This is a genomic window from Polynucleobacter asymbioticus, from assembly GCF_018687575.1.
Taxonomy (GTDB): Bacteria; Pseudomonadota; Gammaproteobacteria; order Burkholderiales; family Burkholderiaceae; genus Polynucleobacter; species Polynucleobacter asymbioticus_C.
Genome location: NZ_CP061297.1, coordinates 1581443 through 1605600, shown reverse-complemented (window position 1 = coordinate 1605600; position 24158 = coordinate 1581443). Strand labels below are relative to the sequence as shown.

Below are 24158 nucleotides of genomic sequence, written 5' to 3'. Positions count from 1 at the left end.
AGGAATTAATGCAGTCCGTGTGGAGTTGAGGGTGCGTCAAAAGTATCTTCAGTTGAATGACTTGCATGCAGGTGGGCGATACGCCACCCTTGACTATCTTGTAACAAAACTAAAGTGATATTGAGGAAAAACTCTGCCTCAATTTGATCGGCACGCAGATGAACTGCTTCCGTAGTGTCGTAGATGGCGGCACCTAAAACTGAATGGCTAATGCAGGCAATGGGCTCTAAAAATAGCGCTTGCTTGGCTAGGAGGCGCTCCAGGCCGGCTCGAATTTCTGCATGACCACTAAGGCGTTGACCTTCCGGAAGTACACAAGTAATTGAGTCATCATCCAGCCAAATTGCTAGAGCACCTTTAACATCACGATGTTTTAAGGCGTCGCGCCAGGCATCTACTACATCATCTGCATTATGAAAAAGTCTGGCTAGTTTTGACATGGCTTACTTTCTGGTGGCTTAGATTGATGCAAAATTAATGAATATTCTGAATGGCTTGAAATACATTGCTTGGCGAAATATCTTTTAAGCATTTGAGATGTCCCAATGGGCACTCTCTCTTGTGACAAGGGCTACACGGCAAGTGAAGCCAAATAACTTGAGCTTTCTCAGACAGTGGTGGGGTATGCTGTGGATCGCTTGACCCAAAGATCGCTACTTGAGGCACTTTTAATGCAGCGCCGATATGCATTAATCCAGAATCATTGCTGATGAGTGCCTTACCCATGCCAATAAGAGCAATCGCTTCATCTAGCGAAGTTTCTCCACACCAGTTCTGAATTTGTGTAGCGTTTGTGGCTTTGGCAATAATTTCCTCACCTAGTTCGTGATCACTCTTACTGCCTAAAAGAATGATGTGAGCATCTGGCTCTTGAGCCATTAACTGTTGTGCGAGAGTGGCGAAGTGCTCGGTAGGCCAGCGTTTTGTTTTGCCGTACTCAGCCCCAGGGCAAAAAACATAAACCGATTTTTCCTGAATCGCAGTTGCTTGTAACCTATCGCTAACCGATTTCTTAGCCTCAGGAGAGATATTGAGCCTAGGGTCAACAGGCTTATGGGTATCAATTTTTTCTGAATGATCTATGACATTGCAGAGTGCAAGGTAATGATTTGCCATTGGAGGGCGATCAATCTTGCTGGGATTGTCTAAGGCAAGATTGATTAAACCAAAGCGCATCTCTCCGCGATAGCCAATTCGTAACGGAATATTGGCAAGCCAAGGAATGAGAGCAGACTTCAGGCTATTGGGCAGAACAAAGCAAGCATCGTATTGATTTAATTCCAGTTGCCTGGCGAGTTGCTTGCGTAAACCCCATTGCAATTGCTTATGCTCTAGGCGTGCTTCAATCACCTGATGAACTTCATCGCAGGCGCGATAAATGGGCGCAACCCAAGGGCTTGCTAAAACATCAATTTGAGACTGTGGATAAATAGTTTTCAGATTTGCCAGCAGGGGCTGGGACATTACGGCATCACCAATCCAGTTGGGGGCGATGATCAGAATACGATTCATATCAGGTATCCCGACACAGCACCCCATGCTGGGGTGCTGATGGGTTTAGTGCCCGTGGGGCTCGGTACCAGGAATGAGTTTGTACTCAGTGCCGCAATAAGGACACTTTGCTTCGCCCGTCTTAGCAACATCGAGAAATACGCGCGGATGCGAATTCCAGCTAGGGGTTTTATTGGTTGGGCAATGCAAAGGCAAATCAGTATTGCCATTCACCTTCACAACTTGAGCTTCACTCATTCTCTGATTTCCTATTACTTAACGTAAGTTAACCAAGACTTGTACTTCTCGCTTCTACCGTAAACCGCATCAAAGTAGGTCTTCTGGATTTGCTCGGTAATTGGGCCGCGCTTACCATCCCCAATAGTGCGATCGTCCAACTCACGAATTGGCGTTACTTCAGCAGCAGTGCCAGTGAAGAAGGCTTCATCCGCTGAATACACTTCATCACGAGTAATGCGCTTCTCACGTAACTCATAGCCAAGGTCTTTGGCAATTTGCATGATGGAGTTACGAGTGATGCCATCCAAGCAAGAAGCTAGATCTGGGGTGTAAATAATGCCGTTGTTAACAATAAAGATATTTTCGCCAGATCCTTCGGATACGTAGCCCTCTGTATCGAGCAGCAAAGCTTCGTCATATCCATTGGCAGTGACTTCTTGATTGGCCAAGATGGAGTTGATGTAGTAACCAGAGGCCTTGGCACGAACTAGTGAAGAGTTCACAAAGTGGCGTGTAAATGAGGAGGTTTTAACGCGAATACCTTTATTGATGCCATCCTCGCCCAAATAGGCGCCCCATTCCCAGGCAGCAATTGCGGTGTGGATGCTGTTGCCTTTTGGAGATATGCCGAGTTTTTGGGAGCCGATAAAGATAATTGGGCGAATGTAGCAAGATTCCAGCTTATTGCTGTTAACCACCTCAATAATGCCCTTGCTAATCTGCTCTGGAGACCAAGGCATGCTCATCTGGAAAATCTTGGTTCCATTAAATAGGCGCTTAACGTGCTCTGGAAGGCGGAAAATGGCGGTGCCTTGGGGGGTTTTGTAGGCGCGAATGCCTTCGAATACACCCATTCCATAGTGGAGGCTGTGGGTTAGCACATGAACATTGGCCTCACGCCAGGGAATGAGCTTCCCATCGGACCAAATAAAGCCATCGCGGTCGGACATCGACATTTTCTCTACCTTTTAAATATGTAATAAATTGGGTAATTCAATTGGGTAAAACAGGGCGCTAGACCGAGGTTTTAGCCCCTAGGCCCAATAAAGCGACCAAGGCTTTATTGTAGAGCAGGGAGCGTGGCGGAGTAGCCCAATTCCTTTGGGGTGAGGGGCTCGGACGATTTAGAATGGAGCATTCCCCATAAACCACTCAATTTACCCATTCTCATGCCGGAATCTCTCTTTAAAGTAAAACGCCTTAGCGAATTAGCTTCAGCAGGACTTCTCAAGGGAAAGCGGGTTTTAATCCGCGCCGACCTCAATGTCCCTCAGGATGATGTGGGCAATATCACCGAAGACACGCGTATCAGAGCCTCGATGCCGGCGGTACAGATGTGTTTGGATGCCGGGGCGGCGGTTATGGTGACTTCCCACTTGGGACGGCCAACGGAAGGTGAATTTAAGCCCGAGGATAGTTTGGCGCCAGTAGCCGATCGGATAGCAAGCCTTTTGAATCGCAAAGTTCCTTTAATTAGTGATTGGGTTAATGGTGGTTTTGAAGTGAATCCAGGTGAATTGGTTTTGCTTGAAAACTGCCGCCTCAATGTAGGTGAGAAAAAGAATAACGATGAGTTAGCTAAGAAGATTGCTGCTCTCTGTGATGTCTATGTCAATGATGCATTTGGCACTGCCCACCGTGCTGAGGCAACTACCCATGGTGTAGCTAAATTCGCCCCGATTGCTTGCGCTGGACCTTTGATGGCCGCTGAGTTAGATGCCTTGAGTCGTGCCCTAGCAAATCCCAAGCGCCCATTGGTGGCGATTGTGGCAGGCTCTAAAGTGTCTTCAAAGCTAACCATTCTGAAGGCTTTAGCTGATAAGGTGGATGAGTTGATTGTTGGCGGCGGTATTGCTAATACTTTTATGTTGGCTAAAGGTTTACCAATTGGTAAGTCACTAGCTGAGCCTGACTTGGTTGATGAAGCGCGCGAAATCATGGAGATTATGGAAAAGCGCGGTGCGCATGTTCCTATTCCCGAGGATGTCGTAGTTGCGAATGAACTATCACCATTGGCGCGTGCGAACCGCGTACCTGCAGATCAAGTTGCAGAAGACGACATGATTTTGGATATTGGACCTAAAACTGCTGCGCGCCTATCTATTATGTTGGCGCATGCCGGCACGATTGTGTGGAACGGCCCATTAGGTGTATTTGAGATTGACCAGTTTGGTGGTGGCACCAAGATGTTGGCGGCAGCGATTGCCCATTCGCCAGCTTTCTCGATTGCGGGTGGCGGCGATACCTTAGCTGCAATTGCAAAGTACGGTATTGAGAATCAAGTGGATTACATCTCTACTGGCGGTGGTGCTTTCTTAGAATTCTTAGAAGGTAAAACCTTGCCAGCCTTTGCGGTATTGGCTGAAAGAGCGAAAGATTAAATATGTTGAGAGCAACAAAGATCATTGCCACATTAGGGCCTGCATCAGAAAAGCCTGAAGTATTGCGCGAGATGATTCGTGCAGGTGTGGATGTTGTGAGAATGAACTTTTCTCACGGCACTGTTGCTGACCACAAAGCTCGTCACGATTTGGTACGCAGTATTTCTGCTGAAGTTGGCAAAGAGGTTGGCATCATGGCCGATCTTCAGGGCCCAAAAATTCGCGTAGGTAAATTTGTTGATAACAAAATTCTTTTAAAAGAAGGCGCCCAATTTATTTTGGATGTAGCTTGCGAGCTCGGCAATCAAGAGCGCGTGGGCTTAGATTACAAAGAGCTGCCGCAAGATGTCAAACCTGGCGATCGTCTCTTGTTAAATGATGGCTTAGTTGTACTGCGCGTTGAGAATGTTCGGGGTGGAGAAATTTTTACCTCGGTTGAGCAAGGTGGACCTCTCTCCAATAACAAAGGCATTAACCGTGCTGGTGGTGGCTTGACTGCTCCAGCACTGACAGAAAAAGATATTGCTGATTTGGATGCAGCGATTGCGATGGGCGTCGATTTCTTAGCAATCAGTTTTCCAAAAGATGGTGCAGATATGGCCTATGCTCGCAAGCTAGCTGATGCAGCCAGTGCAAAACATGGCGTTGGTAAAGTGCGCACGATTGCAAAGGTAGAGCGTGCCGAAGCGATTGAACCTGCTGCGCTCAATAGCATCATTGCGGAGAGCGACGGCATTATGGTTGCACGAGGCGACTTAGCGATTGAGGTGGGTAATGCTGCAGTGCCTGCTTTGCAAAAGCGCATGATTAAGCTTGCACTAGAGGCTGACAAATTCACAATTACTGCTACGCAAATGATGGAGTCCATGATCAATGCTCCAGTGCCTACTCGTGCTGAAGTCAGTGACGTAGCTAATGCTGTATTAGATGGCACAGATGCCGTCATGTTGTCTGCAGAATCGGCTGCGGGTATGTACCCTGTTCAAACTATCAAGGCAATGGCTGAGATTTGTGTTGAGGCAGAAAAGTCAGATCGCGTAAAACTGGATACGGATTTCTTGGATCAAACCTTCTCGCGGATTGATCAAACGATTGCCTTGGGAGCGCTATTTACAGCACATCATCTCAATGCCAATGCTATTGCTGCTTTAACTGACTCAGGATCTACAGCAGTTTGGATGAGTCGTCACAATATTCATTTGCCCATCTTTGCCTTAACCTCAAAGATTGCAACTCAGCGCGCCTTGAGTACGTATCGCAATGTATTCCCTATTGGCTTGGATTACACCAAGCAACGAGACACCGCCTTGCAAGAGGTGGAGGATTGCCTGAAGAAGTTGGGCGCAGTAAAGCAGGGTGACGTTGTGGTGCTGACTTCGGGTGAGCCTATGGGCGAGCCAGGTGGTACCAATTCACTCAAGATTATTCAGGTGAAGTAACTCATCCCTTAAGATTTTTATTCAAACTATTTATCACTAACATTTCTAATTAAGAGACCATCATGGCTTTAGTATCTTTGCGACAACTCTTGGATCACGCTGCTGAAAACGGCTACGGCTTGCCAGCATTTAACGTTAACAATTTAGAGCAAGTAACAGCGATTATGGAGGCTGCTCATGAAGCAGATTCTCCGGTGATCATGCAAGCCTCTGCTGGCGCTCGTAAATATGCTGGCGAATCGTTTTTACGTCATTTGATTTCTGCTGCAGTTGAAGCTTACCCGCATATTCCTGTTGTGATGCATCAAGATCATGGTCAAAGCCCTGCAGTATGTATGGCTGCCATCAAGAGTGGCTTTACCAGTGTGATGATGGATGGCTCTTTAGAGGCTGATGGTAAGACGGTTGCTAGCTATGAGTACAACGTCGATGTATCGAGAGAAGTGGTGAAGTTCTCCCACTCTATTGGAGTTACTGTTGAAGCTGAGTTGGGTGTTCTCGGCTCGTTGGAGACGATGCAGGGCGACAAAGAAGACGGTCATGGTGCCGATGGCAAGATGACGCGCGAGCAGTTATTGACAGATGTTGAGCAAGCGGCTGATTTTGTAAAAGCAACTCAATGTGATGCTTTGGCGATTGCGATTGGTACTAGTCATGGTGCCTACAAATTTACGAAGAAGCCGACAGGCGATATCTTAGCAATCGATCGTATTAAAGAAATTCATATGCGCATTCCGAATACGCATTTAGTGATGCATGGTTCATCCAGTGTTCCACAAGAGTTACTTGCGGAGATTCGTGAGTTTGGTGGCGATATGAAAGAAACTTACGGTGTGCCCGTTGAAGAAATTCAAGAGGGCATTAAGAACGGTGTGCGTAAGATCAATATTGATACCGATATTCGTTTGGCAATGACTGGTGCGATCCGCCGTTACATGTTTGAGAACCCAAGCAAGTTTGATCCACGTGATTACCTTAAGCCTGCGCGTGAAGCTGCTAAGAAGGTATGTATTGCGCGCTTCAATGCTTTTGGTAGTTCAGGTCAGGCATCCAAAATTAAGCCAATTCCCCTGGAAAAAATGGCTGAGCTGTACAAGAGTGGCAAATTAGCCCAGATCGTGAAGTGAGATAAATATGCCAGCTTTGTACGCTACCTCTATTAAGTCATTACCGTTACTCTCCAAGGGCAAGGTCCGCGATGTGTACGCATTAGGTGAGGACAAGCTGCTCATGATCACCACTGATCGTCTATCTGCGTTTGATGTAGTGATGGGTCAGCCGATTCCTGAGAAGGGCATCGTACTCAATCAGATGGCTAACTTTTGGTTTGACAAGTTAGCTAAGGTAATTCCGAATCACCTGACGGGTATTGATCCTGAGAGCGTTGTCCCCGCTGATGAAGTAGATCAAGTTAAAGGTCGTGCAGTAGTAGCGAAACGACTCAAGCCAATCTTGGTTGAAGCGGTAGTCCGTGGCTACCTTGCTGGTAGCGGCTGGAAAGATTACAAAGAGACTGGAAAAGTTTGTGGGATTGCATTGCCAGAAGGTTTGGAAAATGCACAGAAGTTACCTGAACCCATTTTTACTCCTGCAGCTAAAGCAGAAGTGGGTGAGCATGATGAGAATATTTCCTTTGACAAGGTAATCGAGATGATTGGTGAGAAGTTGGCCAATCAGATTCGTGAAGTGAGCATTCGTTTGTACAAAGAAGCATCTGAATATGCTGCTACTCGCGGGATCATTATTGCTGATACTAAGTTTGAATTTGGTTTGGATGATGCTGGCCAGCTGGTATTGATGGATGAAATCCTCACCGCTGATTCTTCCCGTTTTTGGCCTGCTGAAACCTACTATGTGGGTGCCAATCCCCCTTCCTATGACAAGCAATTTGTGCGGGACTGGCTCGAAACAGCTATGGTGGATGGCAAGCCTTGGCCCAAAACAGCCCCTGCACCTGCATTGCCGGCGGATGTGATTGATAAAACAGCGGAAAAGTATCGCGAAGCTCTTGCTCGCTTAACTAAGGCTTGATTTCCTTGAAGCCCTAAAAAGGCTGGGATAATAAGGTCTTAGATAGATTAACGATGTAAATCAGGGCATTTGGAGAGGTAAATGAGCAAAAAGCCAGTAGTCGGAATAGTAATGGGATCCAATTCAGATTGGGACACCATGCAGCATGCCGCTCAAATGTTGGAGCAATTTGGTATTGCTCACGAGGCTAAAGTGGTTTCTGCTCATCGCATGCCAGATGACATGTTTGCCTATGCAGAAAATGCTTCCAAAAATGGCCTTAAGGCGATTATTGCTGGTGCTGGTGGCGCTGCGCATTTACCGGGCATGCTGGCATCCAAAACCATCGTTCCAATCTATGGCGTTCCGGTTGCTAGCAAATATTTACGCGGTGAGGACTCTCTGTATTCCATCGTGCAAATGCCGAAGGGCATTCCAGTGGCAACATTTGCGATTGGTGAGGCGGGTGCTGCCAATGCAGCTTTGCATGTGATTGCCAACTTGGCAGTGAATGATCCTGCTTTAGCAAAACAGCTAGCAGAGTTTCGCGCGAAGCAGTCCGATACTGCGCGCTCTATGAATTTGCCGGGATATTAAGAAGATGGCAGATCGTTTGGAGCCCATTTTGCCGGGCTCGTATTTAGGAATTTTAGGTGGTGGTCAATTAGGGCGGATGTTTACACAAGCTGCTCAAGCTATGGGATACAAGGTCTGCGTTCTGGATCCTGGATCGGATAGTCCCGCTGGTTCCATTGCAGAAAAATTTATTCAAGCAGATTACACCGACTCTGTTGCGCTGAAAGAGATGGCAGCATTATGCAAATCCGTTAGTACGGAATTTGAAAATGTCCCTGCACAAGCTTTAGATGAGCTCGAATCCTTAGGTGTCTTTGTAGCACCTCGCAGTAGTTGCGTATCGCTGGCTCAAAACCGCGTTGCCGAGAAAAAGTTTTTGGCGACCTGGAAAGCGGAAACCAATATTGGTCCTGCGCCTTACTGCGTTATTGAACATGATGCAGATATTGAGCATGTGCCTGCAGATCTATTTCCCGGCATTCTGAAAACAGCCCGCATGGGATACGACGGCAAAGGTCAAATTACTGTTTATGACTCGGCCAACCTCGTTGCTGCTTGGGCTGAACTGGGTAAGGTGCCTTGTGTTCTTGAAAAGCGCATGGATTTAGATTTTGAGGTATCCGCTTTGGTGGTGCGTGGATATGATGATGCGGTAGTTGCGTATCCTGTTTCTCAAAATATCCATCGCGACGGTATCTTGCATACCTCCACCGTGCCAGCACCATCTCTTAAGCCTGCTCAAGAGAAAAAAATTATTGAAGCTGCTAAAGCGCTCATTCGTAAGATTGATTACGTAGGTGTTTTATGCGTTGAGTTTTTTGTGCTCAAGAGCGGTGACATCGTCGCAAATGAAATTGCTCCCCGTCCACATAACTCCGGCCACTACACCATGGATGCCTGTGTCAGTAGTCAGTTTGAGCAGCAGGTTCGAAGCATGGCTCGTCTACCTCTGGGTGATACCCGCTTGCTAGCACCCGTTTCTATGCTCAATCTCTTGGGGGATCTCTGGTACGAGGGTAGCGAAGATAAGACAAGAGAGCCTGCTTGGGATAAGGTGCTATCTCACCCAGATGCGAAGTTACATCTCTACGGAAAATCTGATCCACGCATGGGCCGTAAGATGGGTCACATCAACTGCTTGGGAGAGTCACTCAATCAAGCCCGCCAAAATTGTGCGGCTGTCGCAGTTGAAGTAGGGATTGAGCCCTAGAAATGTCTAGCGAGAGTAGCCCACTACAATCATCTGCGGTAATTAATGAAGCAGTTCAAACTTTGCGAGATGGTGGCTTAGTCGCCTTTCCGACTGAGACAGTTTATGGTTTGGGGGCAGATGCAAAGAACCCTGATGCAATCAAACAGATCTTTACTGCCAAGGGTAGACCCTCCAATCATCCGCTGATTGTTCACTTGGCAGCCCCTGATAAGTTTGATCAAGCACAAGTTGATTGGCTTCCAGTTTTAGCCCCGTGGGTAAGAGATTTGTCAGAAGACGCATTAAAACTAGTTAGTGCCTTTTGGCCGGGTCCGCTGACTCTGGTCTTTAAAAAAGATAAAAGTGTTCTAAATGAACTTACGGGTGGTCAGGATACGGTAGCCATTCGTGCGCCCGCTCATCCTATTGCACAAGAACTATTGCGTAAATTTAAGGGCGGAGTAGTTGCTCCATCAGCTAATCGTTTTGGCAAGGTGTCACCAACCAGTGCAGCCGACGTCCGCAGCGAGTTTGAAGGCATGCTTGATCTGATGATTTTGGATGGTGGTGATTGCGAAGTTGGAATTGAATCTACCATCATCGATTTGTCCTCTAGTGATCACCCAGTCTTATTGCGACCAGGGCTCATTACGCCTGGAGAAATTTTTGCCAAGACAGGTATCAAAGTCTATTTGCCTGGTCAAAGCAACTCAACAAAACAGGGTAACGAAACACCAAGAGTTTCTGGCAGTCTGCGTGCCCATTACGCCCCAACAACCCCATTAAGAATGTACTCATCAGGCAGAGTCTTGGATGCGCTTAGCGAGTTTCCGGATATTAAGTCACGGGTAGCGGTTGCGGTTTGGGATTCAGATTCCTCCTTGGGTGAGGATGGACATCCATCGGTACATTTTGAGGAAGTGATTGTGCCAAGTGATAGCACTACATTTGCAAGTCGTTTATATCGCTCTTTGCGAGATTTAGATCAACAAGGTTGGGATCTCATTTTATTTCCGGAGCCGCCAGCAGGGGAAGAGTGGGATGGCGTGCGAGATCGTCTTCAGCGTGCGTGTTTTGGTTCTGGGCCATCATCTAGTAGCCACGCCAATAGTTGATCATGCGCCTCTAAACCTCTCCAAGCATTGGGGTGATTAATGAATGAGGTCACTGCATACATTTTTCCAGACTTACTCATCACATAGCCTGATATGGCTCTGACATCAGCAAGTGAGCCCGTCTTGATTCGCGCTTCAGGCTTTTTCTTTAAATGCAGAAATTTCCGTAAATGCGTCATGAGGCGATTGCGCATGGTGCCATCTGTGCCGGCAATCGGTAGACTGTTATAAAACGTATCTGCCACAGACAAGTTGCGAGCTGCAACTAATAATTGATTCAAATGCTCGGCTGAAATGGCTTCATTGCGAGATAGCCCAGAACCATTTTCAATCACGAGTTCTGGGAACTGAAGCCCTAAACCCTTTAACCAACTCTGAATGACGAGTTCACCATTTTCAGTAGTCGCTGGTTTACCCATTTTTTCTAAAGCTAGGGTCAGCATGAGTTGTCTGGCCATAACATTATTGGAGTACTTGTTAATGTCTTGTACACCATCAGCTAAAGGAATGCCCTCAAACTGCAGCAGGAGTCGTGCTGCTAGAGGCACGGTACCAGATTTTCCAATGGGTGCTTGAGTCCAAGATCCACCAGCTAGCTCCCAGGCCGCTGCAAAACCTTGCGTCAGAAAGGTGTTGGCGTCTAAAGCCACAACGTTATAGTTCACGCCCTTACAGGCTTTTGGAAAGCTACCAGAGAACTGCGCAGTGAGCAGTTGGTTGGTGGTGGTTCCATTGCCTTCTGGATCGAGGTTAAAGCGAATATTGCTTTTCCAGCTATCGCAAGATTGATCTACCAATTGCATTTGGTTGATTACTTTGAGTTGAGATAGCGGTGGTGTGTAGCCAATATCGATAAAGTCTGCGGTACGAGATTTGCCAAGTTGAAATGAAAGTGTTCTAAAAGCGTATAGCAGCGGATCGGGTGGTACGTTATAGGCGCGTAATGATTCACCATCAATGGTGTTATGTTCCATGACGCTGGGGGCATAGGCGCTTCTGTCAAAAAATAAATTGCCATCAATTTTCTGGATGCCCAGATTTTGCAGGGCCTTCATCATTTTGGCGAATTCTTCGGGAATTAACTTTGGATCACCGGTACCCTGTAAATACAGATTGCCTTTGAGAGTTCCTTGTCGAATCAGTCCATCGGTATAAATGTTTGTGCGCCAACGATACTGGGGCCCCAATACATCCAAGCCAGTAAGGGTGGTGATGAGCTTCATAGTAGAAGCAGGGTTCATCGCCTGCTTAGAGCGCCAATCGAGCTCTGTTTTTGCTATTACTTTCCCAGCCCGCCCTGGCTCAATCTCCACTACTGAAATACTGATGGCCTCTTTGGGGATTTGGCTCTTTTCAAGGCTAGTGGCTACAGCTTTCGGAATGTACTGAAGGGCAGTTTCTTGGGAAACTAGATCGGCAGAATGTGCCCATGTACTGAGAAGTAGGCAGTTCAATAAGCTGGCCAGCAGGACAGAGGTAGCGAGCGAAGTGTTTCGAGTGTGCATTCCCTATAGGATAAACCTTGGCGCGCAAGATCTGCAGACTACCCATCATTACTCTTGATATCTTTTCTTGTAGGCCTCGATTATTTGATTTTGCTCTTCTAGTAATGCGATGAATTCCTCAATACCCTCTAAAAGGGGGCTGCTGACCTCAAGAGCTTGGCAGGCTTGAATGAATTGAGTAGCTTGGAGTAGTTGTGCGCCACCTTTGACTTTATGAACCAGGCTCTGAAATTGTTTTTCATTAAGTGGGGCTTGATTATTGTTTTGACGTAATTGCATCAAGGCGTCCAGATGCACTTTTTCAATCTCCTCCAAGATCACGCAGATCTGATGCGGATCGTCTTTGATGAGATTAGAGAAGGCATCAAACGAATAAGGCTCATCCGTACAGACGGAATCTGGGCCGGAATCAAAATAGCGCATGAGTTCATTCTCAAGTGCGCTTAAGCTCAGCGGCTTGATAAGAATGCCATTCATCCCCGAGGATAAAAATTGATGGCGTGAGTCTAGGGCATAGATATCGGCTGTGACACCAATAATGATGAGGTCACGATTACCTAGGGCTCGGATATGTTGAGCTAATTGAGAGCCTTGCATTCCGGGCATAGATTGATCTGTCAGCATGAGATCAAAGTGATGGTCTTTGATTAACTCTAGTGCAATATCAGCATTCTCACAAACACAAGTATGAATACCAAGCGCCTCCAATTGAAGTGACAAAATTTGGCGACTTGCTGGGTGATCTTCAACCACCAGAGCATGGATGCCACAGTTTTTTCGCCCCGGTCTTTTTGACCTTAAGCCTTTAGGTGTTATGGTGATTGAATCAAAGCTTTTAGTCTGTGGAGCTGCAGCGCTGGTTCTGGGAAAGGCGACTGAGAAGTGAACATTACTTCCAAAGCCTGGGGCACTTTCAAAATAGAGGTGGCTATTCATCGAGTTCACTAGGTGATTAGTGATGGTGAGTCCAAGTCCTGTTCCCCTTTTTTGCTCGGATAGGTAAGACTCTTGGGCAGCGGGTAATTGCTCAAAAGCCTGCAGAGCCAGCTTGATTTGATCGCTACCCATTCCGACCCCAGTATCAATTACCCGGAACTCGATTAATTGGCCGGCATGATCATCTGCAAGGATGGTGATCGAAAAGTACACCTCACCTTCGAAAGTGAATTTAATTGCATTGCTGAGTAAATTCTGTAGAACTTGTCGTAGTCGCAAGGAATCAATCATGAGTACTTCGGCGATTCTGGGGTCAATTGAAGTGTGGAGAAGTAGCCCTTGCTTTTTAGCTACCGTAGAAAATGCCGCATGAATATCCATGATCAATTGATGTGGATTACAGGGCTCTAGATTGAGAGTCAGTTTGCCAGCCTCAATCTTAGAAATATCTAGCACTTGATTTAGCATGCCCAAGAGAGATTCAGCGGATGCTTGAGCACTTTTTAATAGAGGCTTATCTTTATTTGGAAACTGCGCACTACCGAGAAGTAGTTCTTGAACACCCAAGATGGCATTCATTGGCGTACGAATTTCATGACTCATCGTCGCTAGAAAAGCAGACTTGGCAGCATTTGCTTTTTCAGCTAACTCCTTGGAGTGCAGCAGCTCAAGGGCAGCTTTCTTTTGATGGAAATATTTTCTGTGTAGTTGGTAAAACATGACCCCGCTAATCATCAGCACAAAGATGGCACTGAGCCAAGGCAACAGGGTTGATTTTGACTGGAGCTCATCGTCTAAAGCAAAAAGCTGGCGTGAAGCAATCGGATCTAAGTCATTCAGAAAGTGCCTTAATACATCGTGTAAAGGGGCATCTTGCTCTGAAATGAGCCAGCGATATGCAAAAGGATCTCGACGATATAAACCGTCAATTTTGAGCTCTGAATTGTTGGCCTCACGGATTAGTTGACGTGCTAAGCGAATAGGCATAACTAGTGCCTCGATATCACTTTTAATGAGGGATTGAATTAAGTTGCCTGGTGCTTGGCTTTCCTTGCTCTCACTGTAGGGTGCATTTTCAAGACCTCGATCAAAGTAGCCAATCTTGAGATTGGCTGAGTCCAGTCTGCTAGAGGCTTTGCTGATGACGGCATCATGCCCCCAAAAGATGGCTTCAGATAGAGAGCCGAATTTCAAAACATGGTCGTTAATATTTGGCGGATCGATGATGAAATCTACCTCGCCTGTTCGGAGCTGCTTCAAGCCTTCTGAATCTGTTTTTCTCCATACTGCTACATATTGCTGCTTTGTGCACTCTTCAATTTCTGACAGCAGCGCCTTAAAAGGCCCCGCACTTTCTCGCATATTTTCCGGAGTGAGGTAAGGCGCATATTTCTCATGAATACTAAATCGCACAACAGGATGGGCATCGATCCATGATTGCTCTGCAGTACTAAAGGGACCTGCATACGCTAGGCCTCCATAGATACAGTAGAGCGCTAATACTTTTTTCAAGATGAATCGATGCATACTGGCTTTAGCTTTCGATGATGTTGTTCATGCGGCAGAACAAGATCAAATCAGCAATATTGTTAATGCCTAGTTTGTCAAAGACTCTAGTCTTATAGGTTGCCACTGTCTTATTGCTAATGTGCAATAAGTCCGATATCTGCTGATTGGTATTGCCTTTGCCGAGATACTTCATGACTTGCAACTCGCGATCGGATATCAGCGCCAATTTATCGTTATCGCTTAGTGAGGTATTGCCATTTTTTCCATGAGTGAAGAAGGTGTATCCCTGTGAGATGGCCACGCATGCAGCCAAAATGACATCTGCCCCAGCGGTTTTATTCACAAAGCCGTGCGCGCCCAGGGATCGCACCCTGCCACCATAGACTGCTTCATCTAGGCTAGATAGCACCAGAATGCGAACCTCTGGATGCATCAATCCAATCCGACGGATTACATCAAAGCCATCAGTTTTGGGCATGTCTAAATCCAATATCACCATATTGGGATTTACTTCTTTGATTGAGCGTAGACACTCCTCTCCATGCTGCGCCTGTCCTGCTATCTCAAAAAGCAATTGATCCTGCAACATACTTTTTAATGCCATCAGCATAGCTGGATGGTCATCTACCAACATCACGCGTTTTCTCATTACTTGTCTCCATTTAGGTTTTTATGAGGGTGCAGCGAAAAAATGGCTTTGGCGATGCGGCTATCGCTCGCGTGTAGCATTTGATGACGACTTAAGGGTGGCATCATCAGTCCGCCATAGCAGTGGTGTACTCCCATCGCCATGGCATTTTCTAAATCCTTAACCAAGGTAATGTTCCTGGCATAGATTTGGGAATGGAATTGCTGGCCAAGAGAAATCATTTCATTTGGCAAGCCTTCGGTACGGAATTGCCCCATCTCGATATGAATGCCCTCCGGTTCCATGTGTTTAATCCATTGAATCTGTGAGTTGGCCCCACAAAAATCGAGGGCATGGATTAAGACGCCAAGGCGGCGCATGCGCAATAGACCTTCCATGCAGGAATCCATGGAGTCGGCATCCTCAAGTTTGTGTACTCCCAGGCTTACTAGACCAACGGGTAGTCGAGAATTCAAGATCAGGTCGCTCAAAGCATCAATGAAGTCACTGGAAGTGAGGTTTTTCGCTGGTATGGGCAAGATGCCAGGAATAAAGCGACCGCTGCGATACCAATAGGTAATCGTATCCAGGCCCTCCATGAATAATCTGAGGAGCTGTTTGTCGTTGGCAGTCAGTAATGGTCTAAATAAAGAGCTCGTCAGCTTGCTTCCTTGGCTATTAAAGATGGGTTCGTTACTAATCGCTTGTCGCTGGGACCAGGACTGGTGCTCTTCTAGCGCTTCTCCGCTAAGACCAAGCCAAGGCTGGCCGCAGGCATCGCGCACTTCTTGGAAGGGTTTGTTCTTCCAAGCCTTTACAAGCGTGTACAGCCGGGATTTCGGGCTCATCAGCATTCTCCAATCATTGAATAGCCAGTCTAGGCAGGACGGATTGGAGCGGTAAGGGCTTAAGGCTTATTTATATGTAGGAATCTACCTACTTTCCTGCCTTCATTATAGAAAGTGCAGGAAGTCCTTTTGAAATTTAAGGTGAATACGCCCTTGAAATCTTTAGATTCAGACCTATATAATCAGCACTCCCTACACGCGAGTGCTAAAACAGGCTTATTCAGCTGAAAAGCTTGTTGCCTTCGTGTTAAGAGATTGCAACACATTGATTTATATTGGTTTTTTAATTAGTTAACACTTACTAACATAGGAGAAGGAATGAATCTGCGTCCTTTACATGATCGCGTAATCATTAAACGTTTAGATCAAGAATCAAAAACCGCCTCTGGAATCATTATTCCGGACGCTGCTGCTGAAAAGCCTGATCAAGGCGAAGTATTGGCAGTTGGCCCAGGCAAGCGTGATGACAGCGGCAAGTTGAATGCACCAGACGTCAAGGTTGGCGATCGCGTGTTATTTGGCAAATATGCAGGTCAAACAGTTAAGGTCGGCAGCGATGAGCTTCTCGTAATGCGCGAAGAAGACATCATGGCTGTTGTACAGAAGTAATCGGTACCTAAGAAAGGAACTCAATCATGGCAGCAAAAGACGTCGTATTTGGAGATAACGCCCGTACCAAGATGGTAGAAGGCGTAAACATTCTTGCGAACGCAGTAAAAACAACTTTGGGGCCAAAAGGTCGCAATGTGGTTATCGAGCGTTCATTTGGCGGCCCAACCATCACTAAAGATGGTGTATCCGTAGCAAAAGAAATCGAACTCAAAGACAAGCTCCAGAACATGGGTGCTCAGATGGTGAAGGAAGTTGCTTCCAAAACTAATGACATCGCTGGTGACGGTACAACTACCGCTACTGTATTGGCTCAGTCTATCGTTCGCGAAGGTATGAAATACGTAGTTTCAGGTCACAACCCAATGGACTTGAAGCGCGGTATCGACAAAGCTGTAGCAGCTGCAATCGAAGAGCTCAAGAAAATCAGCAAGCCTTGCACAACCACTAAAGAAATCGCTCAAGTTGGTTCAATCTCAGCTAACAGCGACCACAGCATTGGTCAGCGCATTGCTGAAGCAATGGAAAAAGTAGGTAAAGAAGGTGTTATCACTGTTGAAGATGGTAAGTCATTGGAAGATGAGCTTGAAGTTGTAGAAGGTATGCAGTTTGACCGCGGTTACCTCTCCCCATACTTTATTAACCAACCTGAAAAGCAAGTTGCCGTATTGGAAACTCCATACGTTCTCTTGTTTGACAAGAAAGTTAGCAACATTCGTGACTTGCTCCCAGTACTCGAGCAAGTAGCGAAGTCTGGCCGTCCATTGTTGATCATTGCAGAGGATGTTGAAGGCGAAGCCTTAGCAACTTTGGTTGTGAACAATATTCGCGGCATCATCAAGACTTGCGCTGTTAAGGCTCCAGGCTTTGGCGACCGTCGTAAAGCCATGCTGGAAGACATTGCAATCTTGACTGGCGGTACAGTAATCGCTGAAGAAATTGGCCTTACACTTGAGAAAACAACACTCGAGCATTTGGGTCAAGCGAAGCGCATCGAGGTTGGCAAAGAAAACACCATCATCATTGACGGTGCTGGCGATGCTAAAGCAATCGAAGCGCGCGTGAAGAACATTCGTGTTCAGATCGAAGAAGCGACTAGTGACTACGACAAAGAGAAATTGCAAGAGCGCGTTGCCAAGTTGGCAGGCGGTGTTGCAGTGATTCGTGTTGGTGCTGCTACTGAAGTTGAAATGAAAGAAAAGAAAGACCGCGTTGATGATGCATTGCATGCAACTCGTGCAGCGGTTGAAGAAGGTATTGTTCCTGGCGGTGGCGTAGCTTTGTTACGTGCAATGCAAGGTATCAAGGGCTTGAAAGGCGATAACGCTGACCAAGACGCTGGTATCAACATCGTATTGCGCGCGATGGAAGAGCCAATTCGCATCATCGTTTCTAACGCAGGTGACGAAGCCAGCGTAGTTGTTAATGCAGTGTTGGCTAGCAAGGGCAACAACGGCTACAACGCAGCAACTGGTGAATACGGCGACCTCGTAGCTCAAGGTGTGATCGATCCAACTAAGGTAACAAAAACTGCATTGGTTAATGCCGCTTCTGTTGCAGCCTTATTGTTGACTACTGATTGCGCAATCTGCGAAGCACCAAAGGATGATTCCGCTGGTGGTGGCATGCCTGATATGGGCGGCATGGGTGGTATGGGTGGAATGGGCGGCATGATGTAATTGCCGTAAATTTCCTCAGCTATCTAGCTGTAGAAACTAAAACGCCTGGTTCAAAAGACCAGGCGTTTTTTATTGAAGTGTTTCGAGTGTTAGTGCTTAGTCTGGTTGTATACCACCATCCTTGATAACTTTTTTCATCTTTACCAGACCTTGGGCAATCATTTCTTTTAGATGATCTGGACCCAAAGGTACAAACTCAAAACCTTGCTGAACTAGTTGATCGCGTAGCTTCTGATCCTTCAGTGCTAATGCCAGCGAATCATTAAGTTTGCTAATAACTGCTGGAGATGCGCCTTTGGGTGCAACGATGGCGCCCCAGGTTGAGAACTCATAGCCTTTTACACTCTCGCTGACTGTTGGCGCATTTGGTAGTAGTGGAGAGCGTGATTTACTCGTGATACCTAATACCTTTAACTTCCCCGATCGAATGTGAGGGAGTACAACTGATAAAGCGCTAATCATCACAGGAACTTGGCCTGCCATGACATCAGTTACTGCTGCCGCAGCTCCTCGGTAGGGAATATGCACTAATGGCGCTCCGGTGTACTGACGAAAGATTTCCATGCCAATATGCTGAGGAGAGCCATTACCGCCTGAGGCGTAATCAATTTTCCCTGGATTTTCCTTGGCTATGCGCACTAAGTCTGCAGCTGTGTTTCCCGGAAAAGACGGGTTGGCTACCATCACGAATGTAATTGCAGCAACTTCAGCGACTGGGACAAAACTTTGGACGGGGTCGTAATCAATTTTCTTGTGCAGATTGGGTAGCATCGTCAAGATGCTGTCGTTAAAGGCGCCCAATATGTAACCTTCCGAATTAGCTTGGGCTACTTTAGTTGCCCCGATTAAACCAGCACCCCCAGGGAGATTTTCAATCGTGATGGCTTGACCTAAGTTTTCGCCCATCTTTTGCACAATTGGGCGCATCAAAATATCAACACCGCTACCAGCTTGAAGAGGCATGATCATTTGAATTGGTCGATTAGGGTAAGTATTCTGAGCCTGCACGGATGCAATCCAAGCCAAACCCATTACTAGAAATAGATGTTTTTTGATATTCATTTTTGTCTCGAATTCATATTATTTTGAGCGCTCTAGAGGCGCCTATAGATATATTAACGCAATAAAAAACCGCCCGTAGGCGGCCTTTTATTGGAAAGATTTAATACTTAACTGACAGACTTCACCATATCTTCAACTACTTTCTTCGCGTCACCGAAGACCATCATGGTTTTATCCATGTAGAACAGTTCGTTATCAAGGCCAGCATAACCGGCAGCCATGGAGCGCTTGTTCACGATAATGGTTTTAGCTTTGAATGCCTCTAGGATTGGCATACCGAAGATTGGGCTACCTGGTGTGCGGGCGGCAGGGTTGACCACGTCGTTCGCACCAAGTACTAGAACCACGTCAGCCTGACCAAAGTCACTGTTGATGTCTTCCATCTCAAATACTTGATCGTAGGGGACTTCAGCCTCTGCCAGCAATACGTTCATATGACCAGGCATACGACCGGCAACTGGGTGAATCGCATACTTCACAGTGACGCCGTGATGAGTTAACTTCTCGGTCAATTCTTTCAGCGCATGCTGAGCGCGCGCAACTGCTAAGCCGTAGCCAGGAACGATCACAACGGTGTCCGCATTCTCCATTAGGAAGGCAGCATCTTCTGGGGAGCCAGTTTTGTAGTTCTTTGGACCGCCATCATCAGCGCCACTAGCAGAAGCTTCAGCACCAAAGCCACCAAGCAATACAGCCAAGATGGAGCGGTTCATCGCTTTACACATGATGTAAGAGAGAATTGCGCCAGAAGAGCCTACGCAGGCGCCGGCGATGATCAGGACTGGGTTATTTAAGGTGAAGCCAATACCAGCAGCTGCCCACCCAGAGTAGCTGTTGAGCATCGATACAACAACTGGCATATCCGCTCCGCCGATTGGGATGATTAAAGTCACACCCAATACCAATGCGATTGCACACATCACTAAGAATGCTTCGTGGCTACCGGTCATGAAGTACATGACGCCACCACCAACCATACCAATTGCTAGGATGAGGTTCAGTAAATGCTGTCCAGCAAATGTCACTGGCTTGCCGCTCACTTTACCGGAAAGTTTGCCGAAGGCAATGACTGAAGCAGTAAAGGTGATTGCACCAATGAATGCGCCAATAAAGAGTTCAATCTTTTGAGCGCCAGTATGGTCATGCGCTGGGTTGTATACCGCTGCGATAGCAATCAATACAGCTGATAAGCCAACAAATGAGTGCATGAGCGCTACGAGCTCAGGCATTTTAGTCATTTGCACGCGCTTAGCAGCAATGATTCCAATGACAGCACCGCCAACAATTGCACCAACTATCAATGAGAAGACTGGCTTGAAGTCGGGAATCATGAAGGTAGTAATCACGGCAAGCAGCATGCCGATCATGCCGAAGGTGTTACCTTGGCGTGAAGTAGTTGGCGAAGACAATCCACGCAGAGCGAGGATGAAAAGCACCGAGGAAATGAGATAGGAAATCGCGGTTATGTTTGACATTATTGTGGTCTCTATAAGATCTTGTTCTAGTTTTATTTAGTTCCAGCCGCATCAGCCTTAGGGGCCTTTTTCTTGAACATTTCAAGCATGCGACGGGTGACCATAAAGCCACCAAAAATATTGATTGAGGCTAAGAAGACTGCCACTGCACCAATGATGCTGGTGAGGGTGATTTCATCGCCACCAATCACTTCAGTTTGAAGTAAGGCGCCAACAATAATGATTCCAGAAATAGCGTTGGTAACCGCCATGAGTGGAGTGTGGAGTGCAGGGGTAACGTTCCAAACTACGTGATAGCCAACAAAAATGGCCAATACAAACACGGTGATGTTTTGGACTGTGAGGATGCTTTGAAAAGCAGCGAGATCCATGATGTTTCCTTCGAATGGGTTCTATTAGTTTTTACGGACGGCTTGGCCGTCACGACACATGAGACAGGCGCTAACGATATCGTCATCCGTTGGGATAACTAACTTCGCTTCTGCGTCAACGATGAGCTTCATGAAGTCAAGCAAGTTACGCGCATACAGAGCGGAAGCATCTGCAGCTACCATGCTAGCTAGATTGGTGTAGCCAATAATCTTCACACCATTTTTTACGACGATCTTGTCAGCCTCTGTCAAAGGGCAGTTGCCTGAACCGTTGTCACCGCGACCAGCTGCTAAGTCAATCACGATAGAGCCCGCTTTCATATTGGCAACGGTATCGCTGTGCAATAAGACTGGTGGCTTACGACCTGGAATCAAAGCGGTAGTAATAACGATGTCAGCTTGTTGAGCACGTTCAGCAACCAGAGCTGCTTGACGCTTCATCCAAGCTTCTGGCATTGGACGCGCATAGCCACCAACACCTTGAGCGATTTCACGTTCTTCATCCGTCTCATAAGGAACGTCGACAAACTTAGCGCCAAGAGATTCAATTTGCTCTTTAGCGGCAGGGCGTACATCAGATGCCTCGATAACAGCGCCTAAACGCTTTGCAGTTGCAATCGCTTGGAGACCAGCGACACCGGCACCCAAGATCAGTACGCGAGCTGCTTTAACGGTTCCTGCTGCAGTCATCAACATCGGCATGAAACGCTGATACTCATTGGCAGCGACCATCACTGCTTTGTAACCTGCAATATTCGCTTGTGAAGATAAAACGTCCATGCTTTGGGCGCGAGTGGTTCGTGGGGCGGCCTCTAGAGAGAATGCAGTCACACCTTGTGCAGCCATCGCAGCAATATTGTCGTTATCAAATGGATCGAGCATGCCAAGTAGCACGCTGCCTGCTTTAATTTGCTTTAGCTCTGCTGCTTCGGGCGCACGCACTTTCAGAACGATCTCCGCTCCAAAGGCATCTGCTGCGCTACCAATAGTCGCCCCAACTGCTTCGTACGCAGAGTCTGGTTGGCTGGCGGTAACACCTGCATCCTTTTGAATAACAACTGTATGGCCTTGGCCAATCAGCTTCTTAACGGTTTCCGGTGTGGCGGCAACCCGAGTTTCCCCAGGTCTGATTTCCAGCGGTACTCCTATGCGCATGGCATGTCTCCAAATGCTAATGATTCAAATAATCTATTTTAGGTATATATACGCGAATACACATATATATGCATACCCTGATGTTTTATGCCATCTCATTACAGCTCTTGAGGCTAACTTGAGTTAAGGCTTCTACAATGGGGTTTTCAGCTTATATTGAATTCTCGCATTTTTTGATGATCCCGCTCAATTCTTCCGCAATACCCGCCTCAAAACCATCCAAAGTCGTTGTGGGCATGTCTGGAGGGGTAGATTCGTCTGTTGCGGCCTGGATGCTGAAGCAGCAAGGCTATGAGGTGATTGGCCTTTTCATGAAAAACTGGGAAGACGATGACAGTGATGAGTATTGCTCCGCCCGTCAGGATTGGTTGGATGTGGTGTCTGTGGCTGATTTGATTGGAATTGATGTCGAAGCGGTCAATTTTGCTGCTGAGTATCGCGAACGGGTATTTGCGGAGTTTTTGCGGGAATACGCTGCAGGGCGAACCCCCAACCCCGACGTGCTCTGTAATGCAGAAATTAAGTTCAAAGCTTTTTTAGATCACGCCATGAGTTTGGGTGCAGATGCTATTGCCACTGGCCACTATGCGCGGGTTCGACATCAGGGTGGCCGGGTACAGTTATTGAAAGCGCTGGATGCTAGTAAAGACCAAAGCTACTTCTTACACCGCTTAACTCAAACTCAATTAGCAAATGTGCTCTTCCCACTTGGGGAGATTCCAAAGACAGAAGTGCGTAAGATTGCCGAGCAAATTGGTTTGCACAATGCGCGCAAAAAAGATTCCACTGGTATTTGCTTTATTGGTGAGCGCCCTTTCCGGGAGTTCTTAAACCGCTATTTGCCGCGCACCCCAGGGCCGATTAAAACTCCAGAAGGTAAAACGGTAGGAGAGCATATGGGGCTAGCCTTCTTTACCTTAGGGCAGCGCAAGGGCATTGGTCTAGGCGGCAGTCAAGATGGCAATGGCGATGCTTGGTATGTGGCGCGTAAAGATGTGGCCAACAACACGCTATATGTAGCGCAAGGTCACGAACATCCATGGCTGTTGGCTAAGCAACTCTCTGCAATAGATGCTAGCTGGGTAGATGGAGTGGCGCCTACACCTGGGCAGTATTCAGCAAAAACCCGTTATCGCCAGGCCGACTCAGCATGCTCACTTACTACTAGAGTAGAAGGACCTTTGAGCTTTGAACTGGCTTTTCCAGAGGCTCAGTGGGCAGTGACCCCAGGCCAGTCTGCCGTTCTATATGACGGAGATATCTGCTTAGGCGGCGGAATTATTTCCGCCTAAGCGCCTTTCATTAGCTATTACCTGATTTAGGCTGCTGGAGGCGCTGTTTCAGCAAAGGAAGGCCTGAGCATCAACTTTTGATATAAAGCGTCCAGGTTCGGGTATTGGGCTTGCCAGGCGACATTAGGGAAGCGGAACAACATGTAACCTAATGCGCATCCCACTGCAATATCTGCCAAGGTCATCTGGTTGCCATGGCACCAGGCGTTTTCACCTAATTCACGAGACATTTGGGCTAATGCGCCATTAATTTTGCCCATTTGGCGTTCTAGCCAGGCATTGCTCTGCTGCTCTGGTGTATGAAATGTATGTTCTAAACGAGCCAAAATACCAGCATCATCCACTCCATCAGCCAGCGCTTCCCATGTTTTGACTGCGGCACGCTCGCGGCTACCGGCTGGAATGAGTTTGCTTACAGGACTGAGGGTATCGGCATACTCCGCAATGACTCGGGAGTCATAAATGACTTCGCCATCATCCAAAATTAAGCAGGGAATCTTGCCTAAGGGGTTGTTTTGGGCGATTTTGGTTTCTGCGGCCCAGACATTCTCGAGCTCGAGGTCTACATCAACCTTTTTTTCCGAAAAAACAATGCGTACCTTGCGTACGTAGGGGCTGGTGAGAGATCCGATTAGTTTCATGTGG

23 protein-coding genes are annotated in these 24158 nt (G+C 47.0%); 10 read left to right on the top strand and 13 right to left on the bottom strand.

The genetic code is table 11. The annotated features are described in order from the left end of the window. Positions 1–5: 5 nt before the first annotated feature. The 4 genes from AOC19_RS08050 to AOC19_RS08035 are packed head-to-tail and all read right to left on the bottom strand — an operon-like array spanning position 6 to position 2687. Positions 6–440, bottom strand: coding sequence for a nuclear transport factor 2 family protein (locus AOC19_RS08050; protein ID WP_215375790.1), 435 nt, complete (start codon positions 438–440; stop codon positions 6–8). Between the two features lie 34 nt (positions 441–474). After that, positions 475–1512, bottom strand: a complete 1038-nt coding sequence (gene waaF / locus AOC19_RS08045; RefSeq protein ID WP_215375787.1) for a lipopolysaccharide heptosyltransferase II — start codon at positions 1510–1512, stop codon at positions 475–477. 45 nt (positions 1513–1557) lie between these two features. After that, positions 1558–1749, bottom strand: a complete 192-nt coding sequence (locus AOC19_RS08040) for a zinc-finger domain-containing protein (protein WP_215375784.1) — start codon at positions 1747–1749, stop codon at positions 1558–1560. Between the two features lie 14 nt (positions 1750–1763). Continuing rightward, a complete protein-coding gene (locus AOC19_RS08035) occupies positions 1764–2687 on the bottom strand; it encodes a branched-chain amino acid transaminase (protein ID WP_215375781.1) in 924 nt (307 codons plus the stop codon). Between the two features lie 213 nt (positions 2688–2900). Between AOC19_RS08035 and AOC19_RS08030 the strand changes: the two genes are divergently transcribed. The 7 genes from AOC19_RS08030 (at position 2901) to AOC19_RS08000 (ending at position 10444) form a co-directional block, all read left to right on the top strand. Further along, positions 2901–4112 carry a phosphoglycerate kinase gene (locus AOC19_RS08030; RefSeq protein WP_215375779.1) on the top strand — a complete coding sequence of 404 codons (1212 nt, stop codon included), beginning with the start codon at positions 2901–2903 and terminating at the stop codon, positions 4110–4112. A 2-nt stretch (positions 4113–4114) separates the two neighbouring features. Continuing rightward, a complete protein-coding gene (gene pyk, locus AOC19_RS08025) occupies positions 4115–5551 on the top strand; it encodes a pyruvate kinase (protein ID WP_215375776.1) in 1437 nt (478 codons plus the stop codon). A 62-nt stretch (positions 5552–5613) separates the two neighbouring features. Beyond that, on the top strand, positions 5614–6678 hold the full coding sequence (gene fba, locus AOC19_RS08020) for a class II fructose-bisphosphate aldolase (protein WP_215375773.1): 1065 nt from the start codon (positions 5614–5616) through the stop codon (positions 6676–6678). A gap of 7 nt (positions 6679–6685) precedes the next feature. After that, entirely contained in the window at positions 6686–7582 is an 897-nt protein-coding gene (locus AOC19_RS08015; RefSeq protein ID WP_215375769.1) for a phosphoribosylaminoimidazolesuccinocarboxamide synthase, read from the top strand. An 81-nt stretch (positions 7583–7663) separates the two neighbouring features. Then, positions 7664–8158: a 5-(carboxyamino)imidazole ribonucleotide mutase gene (gene purE, locus AOC19_RS08010; RefSeq protein WP_215375766.1), complete on the top strand. Its 495-nt coding sequence runs from the start codon at positions 7664–7666 to the stop codon at positions 8156–8158. Positions 8159–8162: 4 nt separating this feature from the next. Continuing rightward, positions 8163–9347 carry a 5-(carboxyamino)imidazole ribonucleotide synthase gene (locus tag AOC19_RS08005; protein ID WP_215375763.1) on the top strand — a complete coding sequence of 395 codons (1185 nt, stop codon included), beginning with the start codon at positions 8163–8165 and terminating at the stop codon, positions 9345–9347. A 2-nt stretch (positions 9348–9349) separates the two neighbouring features. Then, positions 9350–10444: an L-threonylcarbamoyladenylate synthase gene (locus AOC19_RS08000; RefSeq protein WP_215375760.1), complete on the top strand. Its 1095-nt coding sequence runs from the start codon at positions 9350–9352 to the stop codon at positions 10442–10444. Here the strand turns inward: AOC19_RS08000 and dacB are convergent. The 4 genes from dacB to AOC19_RS07980 are packed head-to-tail and all read right to left on the bottom strand — an operon-like array spanning position 10390 to position 15870. Next, a complete protein-coding gene (gene dacB / locus AOC19_RS07995) occupies positions 10390–11949 on the bottom strand; it encodes a D-alanyl-D-alanine carboxypeptidase/D-alanyl-D-alanine endopeptidase (protein WP_215375757.1) in 1560 nt (519 codons plus the stop codon). The two genes, AOC19_RS08000 and dacB, sit on opposite strands and share 55 nt — an antisense overlap. A gap of 48 nt (positions 11950–11997) precedes the next feature. After that, complete coding sequence (locus AOC19_RS07990) at positions 11998–14397, bottom strand: response regulator (RefSeq protein ID WP_251368016.1); 2400 nt, start codon at positions 14395–14397, stop codon at positions 11998–12000. Positions 14398–14419: 22 nt separating this feature from the next. Beyond that, positions 14420–15043, bottom strand: coding sequence for a response regulator transcription factor (locus AOC19_RS07985; protein WP_046330786.1), 624 nt, complete (start codon positions 15041–15043; stop codon positions 14420–14422). Then, on the bottom strand, positions 15043–15870 hold the full coding sequence (locus AOC19_RS07980) for a diguanylate phosphodiesterase (RefSeq protein WP_215375750.1): 828 nt from the start codon (positions 15868–15870) through the stop codon (positions 15043–15045). The genes AOC19_RS07985 and AOC19_RS07980 overlap by 1 nt, the downstream gene beginning before the upstream one ends. Positions 15871–16188: 318 nt before the next feature. Between AOC19_RS07980 and AOC19_RS07975 the strand changes: the two genes are divergently transcribed. Together AOC19_RS07975 and groL are read left to right on the top strand one after the other, a co-directional pair. Beyond that, positions 16189–16479 (top strand): co-chaperone GroES, encoded by a 291-nt coding sequence (locus tag AOC19_RS07975; RefSeq protein WP_015421939.1) that lies wholly within the window; start codon positions 16189–16191, stop codon positions 16477–16479. Positions 16480–16505: 26 nt separating this feature from the next. Next, on the top strand, positions 16506–18158 hold the full coding sequence (gene groL, locus AOC19_RS07970) for a chaperonin GroEL (RefSeq protein WP_015421938.1): 1653 nt from the start codon (positions 16506–16508) through the stop codon (positions 18156–18158). 96 nt (positions 18159–18254) lie between these two features. On the opposite strand, the gene AOC19_RS07965 is transcribed toward groL, so the two are convergent. From AOC19_RS07965 to AOC19_RS07950, 4 genes are all read right to left on the bottom strand, one after another. Then, entirely contained in the window at positions 18255–19220 is a 966-nt protein-coding gene (locus tag AOC19_RS07965; RefSeq protein ID WP_215375747.1) for a Bug family tripartite tricarboxylate transporter substrate binding protein, read from the bottom strand. A 107-nt stretch (positions 19221–19327) separates the two neighbouring features. Further along, on the bottom strand, positions 19328–20695 hold the full coding sequence (locus tag AOC19_RS07960) for an NAD(P)(+) transhydrogenase (Re/Si-specific) subunit beta (protein ID WP_215375744.1): 1368 nt from the start codon (positions 20693–20695) through the stop codon (positions 19328–19330). Positions 20696–20727: 32 nt separating this feature from the next. Continuing rightward, positions 20728–21066: a proton-translocating transhydrogenase family protein gene (locus tag AOC19_RS07955; protein WP_011903634.1), complete on the bottom strand. Its 339-nt coding sequence runs from the start codon at positions 21064–21066 to the stop codon at positions 20728–20730. A gap of 24 nt (positions 21067–21090) precedes the next feature. Next, positions 21091–22221, bottom strand: a complete 1131-nt coding sequence (locus tag AOC19_RS07950; protein ID WP_215375741.1) for a Re/Si-specific NAD(P)(+) transhydrogenase subunit alpha — start codon at positions 22219–22221, stop codon at positions 21091–21093. 176 nt (positions 22222–22397) lie between these two features. Between AOC19_RS07950 and mnmA the strand changes: the two genes are divergently transcribed. Next, entirely contained in the window at positions 22398–23513 is a 1116-nt protein-coding gene (gene mnmA, locus AOC19_RS07945; RefSeq protein WP_215375738.1) for a tRNA 2-thiouridine(34) synthase MnmA, read from the top strand. Between the two features lie 26 nt (positions 23514–23539). On the opposite strand, the gene AOC19_RS07940 is transcribed toward mnmA, so the two are convergent. Beyond that, positions 23540–24154, bottom strand: a complete 615-nt coding sequence (locus AOC19_RS07940) for a glutathione S-transferase N-terminal domain-containing protein (RefSeq protein WP_215375735.1) — start codon at positions 24152–24154, stop codon at positions 23540–23542. Between the last annotated feature and the right edge of the window lie 4 nt (positions 24155–24158).

Bases quoted from the DNA above. Each gene is read 5' to 3' on its own strand.
- AOC19_RS08050 (WP_215375790.1), bottom strand. From the start codon at position 440: ATGTCAAAACTAGCCAGACTTTTTCATAATGCAGATGATGTAGTAGAT.
- waaF (WP_215375787.1), bottom strand. From the start codon at position 1,512: ATGAATCGTATTCTGATCATCGCCCCCAACTGGATTGGTGATGCCGTA.
- AOC19_RS08040 (WP_215375784.1), bottom strand. From the start codon at position 1,749: ATGAGTGAAGCTCAAGTTGTGAAGGTGAATGGCAATACTGATTTGCCT.
- AOC19_RS08035 (WP_215375781.1), bottom strand. From the start codon at position 2,687: ATGTCGATGTCCGACCGCGATGGCTTTATTTGGTCCGATGGGAAGCTC.
- AOC19_RS08030 (WP_215375779.1), top strand. From the start codon at position 2,901: ATGCCGGAATCTCTCTTTAAAGTAAAACGCCTTAGCGAATTAGCTTCA.
- pyk (WP_215375776.1), top strand. From the start codon at position 4,115: ATGTTGAGAGCAACAAAGATCATTGCCACATTAGGGCCTGCATCAGAA.
- fba (WP_215375773.1), top strand. From the start codon at position 5,614: ATGGCTTTAGTATCTTTGCGACAACTCTTGGATCACGCTGCTGAAAAC.
- AOC19_RS08015 (WP_215375769.1), top strand. From the start codon at position 6,686: ATGCCAGCTTTGTACGCTACCTCTATTAAGTCATTACCGTTACTCTCC.
- purE (WP_215375766.1), top strand. From the start codon at position 7,664: ATGAGCAAAAAGCCAGTAGTCGGAATAGTAATGGGATCCAATTCAGAT.
- AOC19_RS08005 (WP_215375763.1), top strand. From the start codon at position 8,163: ATGGCAGATCGTTTGGAGCCCATTTTGCCGGGCTCGTATTTAGGAATT.
- AOC19_RS08000 (WP_215375760.1), top strand. From the start codon at position 9,350: ATGTCTAGCGAGAGTAGCCCACTACAATCATCTGCGGTAATTAATGAA.
- dacB (WP_215375757.1), bottom strand. From the start codon at position 11,949: ATGCACACTCGAAACACTTCGCTCGCTACCTCTGTCCTGCTGGCCAGC.
- AOC19_RS07985 (WP_046330786.1), bottom strand. From the start codon at position 15,043: ATGAGAAAACGCGTGATGTTGGTAGATGACCATCCAGCTATGCTGATG.
- AOC19_RS07980 (WP_215375750.1), bottom strand. From the start codon at position 15,870: ATGAGCCCGAAATCCCGGCTGTACACGCTTGTAAAGGCTTGGAAGAAC.
- AOC19_RS07975 (WP_015421939.1), top strand. From the start codon at position 16,189: ATGAATCTGCGTCCTTTACATGATCGCGTAATCATTAAACGTTTAGAT.
- groL (WP_015421938.1), top strand. From the start codon at position 16,506: ATGGCAGCAAAAGACGTCGTATTTGGAGATAACGCCCGTACCAAGATG.
- AOC19_RS07965 (WP_215375747.1), bottom strand. From the start codon at position 19,220: ATGAATATCAAAAAACATCTATTTCTAGTAATGGGTTTGGCTTGGATT.
- AOC19_RS07960 (WP_215375744.1), bottom strand. From the start codon at position 20,695: ATGTCAAACATAACCGCGATTTCCTATCTCATTTCCTCGGTGCTTTTC.
- AOC19_RS07955 (WP_011903634.1), bottom strand. From the start codon at position 21,066: ATGGATCTCGCTGCTTTTCAAAGCATCCTCACAGTCCAAAACATCACC.
- AOC19_RS07950 (WP_215375741.1), bottom strand. From the start codon at position 22,221: ATGCGCATAGGAGTACCGCTGGAAATCAGACCTGGGGAAACTCGGGTT.
- mnmA (WP_215375738.1), top strand. From the start codon at position 22,398: ATGATCCCGCTCAATTCTTCCGCAATACCCGCCTCAAAACCATCCAAA.
- AOC19_RS07940 (WP_215375735.1), bottom strand. From the start codon at position 24,154: ATGAAACTAATCGGATCTCTCACCAGCCCCTACGTACGCAAGGTACGC.